We start from the raw sequence: 4418 nt of genomic DNA, 5'->3' as shown, positions 1-4418 counted from the left end.
CACCCGAACAGGGTCGCCGCCGCGAGCCACACGTACGGCATCGGCGTGCCGGTGTAGCTCTGCGCGGCGGTGGCGAGAACCACCGTGGCACCAGCGACAAGCCCGGTCGTGTGCGTCACGGGCATGGAACTCCGGAGCACGGTCACAACGGCAACGGGCACCAGCAAGAACCCGTACGCCAGCACCCGCGTCAGCAGGTTGGCGCTGTCCGTGACCTCGTACCGAAGCGCAGGCACAGCAAGCAACGTGAGCAACACACCGAGCCCGAGCCCGATAGCAACACTCGGCAGCACGGCGAGCCCTTGCCTCGTACGCTTCATGCGCTATAAGACGCACATGTCACCCAATGGTTGCCGTGGCGTGCGTCATCGTCACGAGACTCCACCGCCTTGTCCATGCACAGTGGATGCATGGGTAAGTGGTGCCCCGCAGACGACGCCGAACTGGCCACCGGCTGGCGGCTGTGGCTGGAACTGAGCGACCGGGTGTGGCCGGACCCGTCGTGGGACGGCACCCCGGCAGACGCGATCCGCCAGGTCCGAGCCCTGCTGACGACATGCGAGTCGATCCGCGCCGACTACCTCGCCGAAACCGCACGCCCGTCCGTCGCCCTCCTGCAACTGCTGCAGTCGATGGCCTTCGTGGCGTCGTTCCCGGTCGACCTCTGGCACGACGACACCCACCCGCTGGACGTGGAACGGGCCGAACTGCTGCACGGCGACCTGGCCTCGTTCGCCGACCACGTGGCGGGGGTGCGGGCGGCGCTGGCGCAGGGCGGTGGCTGGGTGGAGCTGGACCGCCGGCCGTGGGGCCTGCCGGTCGACTGACGACGTCGTAACCTGCCCGTCAACCCTTGCCAGGTTGTCCGACAGGAACAGGCATTTTTTGAAGCGAGTTGTGCCGCGGCGTGATCAACAAGGGCTGTGAGGCGTTCGGATGCGGACAAGCCCGCAACGCACGCCTCTATGAGGACCAGCGGCAGGCTGGTCGGCACAACATGAGTGTTGCGTCTCGACTCACTCGGCTCGAGAGCCCGTCCGGCTGACGCGTCTCGAAATGCGAGAAGCCCCGGCGCGAAGGCCGGGGCTTCTGGTGGAGCGGGTGACGGGAATCGAACCCGCCTCTACAGCTTGGGAAGCTGTCGTTCTACCAATGAACTACACCCGCATGAGCAAGCTCGTAGCCGATCATACACAGCACGACAACGCGGCCGTCCACCGACTCCAGGACTTCCGTTAGCCTGTCCGGGTGCTGCTGAGTGACCAGGATCTGCGCAAAGAGGTCGAGTCCGGCCGACTCGCCCTCGACCCCTTCGACGTCGAGATGCTCCAGCCGAGCAGCATCGACGTGCGGCTGGACCGGTTCTTCCGGGTCTTCAACAACACCAGGTACACGCACATCGACCCCGCGCAGCAGCAGGACGACCTGACGAGTCTGGTCGAGACGCCCGAGGGCGACCCGTTCGTCCTGCACCCCGGCGAGTTCGTGCTCGGCTCCACCTACGAGATGGTGACGTTGCCGGACGACCTGGCCGGGCGGTTGGAGGGCAAGTCGAGTCTCGGCCGGCTCGGGCTCCTCACGCACTCGACTGCCGGGTTCATCGATCCGGGCTTCTCCGGCCACATCACGCTGGAGCTGTCCAACGTCGCCAACCTGCCGATCACCCTGCACCCCGGCATGAAGATCGGGCAGCTCTGCCTCTTCAAGCTGTCGAGTCCGGCGGAGCACCCGTACGGGTCGCAGCAGGCCGGCAGCCGGTACCAGGGGCAGCGCGGGCCCACGCCGAGTCGGGCCTACCTCAACTTCCACCGGACCGACACGCGGCGCTAGATGCCGTAGCGCTCCAGCACCCTGCGGCGCAGGTCCGGGTCCGACCTGGGGACCGGTTCGAGGAAGATCTCGTCCAGGTCGGGGAACGACTCGTGCAGTTCCGCGGAGATGCGGACGCACGCGTTCTCCAGTTCGAACGCCGTCAGGGCGTCGTCGAAGTCGAGGCGGGCGCACAGCAGCACGCGGTCGGTGCCGATCAGCATCGTCAGCACGTCGACCACGGCGTCCACCTCCGGCACCTCGCCCAGGCGCTTCCAGATCGCCTTCACCATCACCGGGTCTGCCTGGCGGCCGATCAGCAGGCCCTTGTTCGTGCGGGCGAGGACGTAGGCGACCAGTGCCAGCAGCACGCCGATGGCCAGTGACGCGAGGCCGTCCCACAGCGACGAGCCGGTGAGCTGGTGCAGGCCCAGGCCCGTGAAAGCGAGGACCAGGCCGATCAGGGCCGCGGAGTCCTCCAGGAACACCGTCTTCACGGTCGGGTCGTCGGAGACGCGCAGGAAGTCGAAGAAACCGCGGCCGTGCTCGGCGGACTCCTTGCGGACCTGCCGGAACGCCTGCGTCCACGACACCGACTCCAGTGCGAAGGCCAGGCCGAGCACGATGTAGCCGACCAGGGGCCTGGTCTGCTCCTCCGGTTCGCCGAAGACCGTGCGGAAGCCCTCGTAGAACGCGAACATCGCGCCCGAGGCGAAGATCGAGACGGCTGCCAGCAGCGACCAGAAGTAGCGCTCCTTGCCGTAGCCGAACGGGTGGCGGCGGTCGGCCGGGCGGTCGGAGCGGCGCAGGGCCGTCAGCAGCAGGGCTTCCGTGAACGTGTCGGCCACCGAGTGGGCCGCTTCGGAGAGGATTGCCGCCGAACCGGTCAAAACGCCCGCAATCGCCTTCGTGATCGCGATCGCGAGGTTGACGAGCAGGGCCAGAACTACCGTGAGAGTGCTTTCCCCTGACGTCTGCGGCTTCTCGCTCATGGCGATCACTCTAGGCCGACCGGCGCCGCGCCACAGTCCAGGCGCGGGGCGAAGACCTGCGAAAATCACGGTTGTGTCTCGGGTGGCAACCGGGTACCCGTTCCGAACGACTCCAAAGCGACCGGTTGCGGGAGCGGCTGGCAAATCCACCGAACAAATGCGCGGCTCTATTCGTGCTGCGCACATTTCCTGGGGGAAGAGAAATGAGCAGGATGATTCGCGCTGCCGCCGTCACCGTCGCCACCTCGCTGGTCGCCGTGCCGCTCGCGCTGTCCGGCACTGCGTTCGCGCAGGACGAGAACCGCCCGACGAGCTACATCGGTGGCAGCGTGTTCATCGATCTCAACGGCGACGACGTGAAGCAGGACGGCGAGGCGGGGCTGAAGGACGTGAACGTCGTCGTGAAGGGACCGGACGGCAAGGCCGGCTCCTACCCGACCGACGCCTACGGCACCTGGACCATGAAGTATGTCGCTTCCGGCTCGTACGAGGTCAGCTACGTCGACCCGAAGTTCGGTGGCACCACGCCGTCCTCGGTCGAGGTCGACGTCACCGACGACAGCGGGCACTCGGTCTCCTTCGGTGTGCGCGGCGGCTCGATCTGCGGTGTCGCCTGGAAGGACGAGAACTCCGACGGCCGGCGCCAGGCCGGCGAGGGGCCGCTGGCCGGTCGCCTCGTCTCCCTGCACGGGACCGACCGGCAGGTCGAGACCGGGGCGGACGGCGTCTACTGCTTCGACGGTCTCGCGGCCGGCCGGTACAGCCTCTTCTCCCACACGCGGCAGAACGACGCACTGGTGCTCACCAGGGGCGGTGGCGGGTCGAAGTTCGACTGGGCCAGCGGGATCTCGGACCCGGTCGCGGTCGCCAAGGGGCAGCAGGTCACCGGGATCGACGCCGGCTACCTGACGCCGCGGGCCGACCAGAAGGCGGTCCAGATCGTCGTCAACCGCAACGGGGCCACCGACGCCACCGACTTCCAGGTGGGCGACGTCGTCGAGATCTACGGCTCGGTCGCGGCCAACGGGAACGTGCCGGAGAGCCTCGGCGGGATCCTGACGCTGCCGGAGGGCCTGCGCATCGAGGCGACCGTCGGCGGCCTCGGCCAGAACGCCGCCGTCGTCGGGCAGCAGGTGCACGTGGCGTACGGGCCCAAGACGGCGCCGGGTCTCGTCGAGTTCGCCGGGGCGCGGGTCGTCGTGGAGAAGGCGTTCGCCGGTGGCGAGATCAAGTGGGAGGTCCGCAGCCCGTCGGTCGACACCGACCTCACCAACAACGTGCTGACCCGCCGGATCAACGCCCGGAGCGCGCAGCCGCAGGGTGGTGCCCCGGTCGCCGCCGCGCCGCCGGTCACGAAGACGGCGGCCCTGGCCAGCACGGGTGCCGACCCCGTCGCCGCGGGGGCGATCGGCCTGGGCGCGGTGGTCCTCGGCGGTCTGGCCGTGTTCGGTGCCCGGCGTCGCCGGCAGGCCTGAGCGTTACTGCGTTCGAGTGACATTCGCGGAGCGGGGCAACATCCGCCGCCCTCCGGGTGTCTTAAGGCTGGGATCTGCTCCGGGGGGATGCTGATCACCAGGGGGTGAGACGGAACGGCCCGCGTCCGGGAGAGACGCGGGC

5 protein-coding genes and 1 tRNA gene are annotated in these 4418 nt (G+C 68.5%); 3 read left to right on the top strand and 3 right to left on the bottom strand.

What is annotated here, in order from left to right; translation table 11 throughout:
- Nucleotides 1-236: hypothetical protein (locus tag ACFWGZ_RS39720; RefSeq protein ID WP_382456754.1), on the bottom strand; the 236-nt coding region annotated here is incomplete at its 3' end.
- A 174-nt stretch (nucleotides 237-410) separates the two neighbouring features.
- Between ACFWGZ_RS39720 and ACFWGZ_RS39715 the strand changes: the two genes are divergently transcribed.
- A complete protein-coding gene (locus ACFWGZ_RS39715; RefSeq protein ID WP_382456753.1) occupies nucleotides 411-827 on the top strand; it encodes a hypothetical protein in 417 nt (138 codons plus the stop codon).
- 266 nt (nucleotides 828-1093) lie between these two features.
- Here the strand turns inward: ACFWGZ_RS39715 and ACFWGZ_RS39710 are convergent.
- Nucleotides 1094-1167 (bottom strand) — tRNA-Gly (locus ACFWGZ_RS39710).
- Nucleotides 1168-1248: 81 nt separating this feature from the next.
- Between ACFWGZ_RS39710 and dcd the strand changes: the two genes are divergently transcribed.
- Nucleotides 1249-1830 carry a dCTP deaminase gene (dcd, locus tag ACFWGZ_RS39705; RefSeq protein WP_382456752.1) on the top strand — a complete coding sequence of 194 codons (582 nt, stop codon included), beginning with the start codon at nucleotides 1249-1251 and terminating at the stop codon, nucleotides 1828-1830.
- On the opposite strand, the gene ACFWGZ_RS39700 is transcribed toward dcd, so the two are convergent.
- Nucleotides 1827-2801 carry a cation diffusion facilitator family transporter gene (locus ACFWGZ_RS39700; protein WP_382456751.1) on the bottom strand — a complete coding sequence of 325 codons (975 nt, stop codon included), beginning with the start codon at nucleotides 2799-2801 and terminating at the stop codon, nucleotides 1827-1829. The genes dcd and ACFWGZ_RS39700 overlap by 4 nt on opposite strands.
- Before the next feature lie 203 nt (nucleotides 2802-3004).
- Here ACFWGZ_RS39700 and ACFWGZ_RS39695 point away from each other — a divergent pair, with 203 nt between their 5' ends.
- Nucleotides 3005-4276, top strand: coding sequence for an SdrD B-like domain-containing protein (locus tag ACFWGZ_RS39695; protein WP_382456750.1), 1272 nt, complete (start codon nucleotides 3005-3007; stop codon nucleotides 4274-4276).
- The last annotated feature ends 142 nt before the right edge of the window (nucleotides 4277-4418 follow it).

The organism is Lentzea sp. NPDC060358 (genome assembly GCF_042725365.1).
GTDB lineage: Bacteria > Actinomycetota > Actinomycetes > Mycobacteriales > Pseudonocardiaceae > Lentzea.
This window is presented reverse-complemented; position numbering and strand designations above follow the sequence as displayed.

Coding starts and splice junctions, on each gene's coding strand:
- ACFWGZ_RS39715 (WP_382456753.1), top strand. CDS start 411: ATGGGTAAGTGGTGCCCCGCAGACGACGCCGAACTGGCCACCGGCTGG.
- ACFWGZ_RS39700 (WP_382456751.1), bottom strand. CDS start 2,801: ATGAGCGAGAAGCCGCAGACGTCAGGGGAAAGCACTCTCACGGTAGTT.
- ACFWGZ_RS39695 (WP_382456750.1), top strand. CDS start 3,005: ATGAGCAGGATGATTCGCGCTGCCGCCGTCACCGTCGCCACCTCGCTG.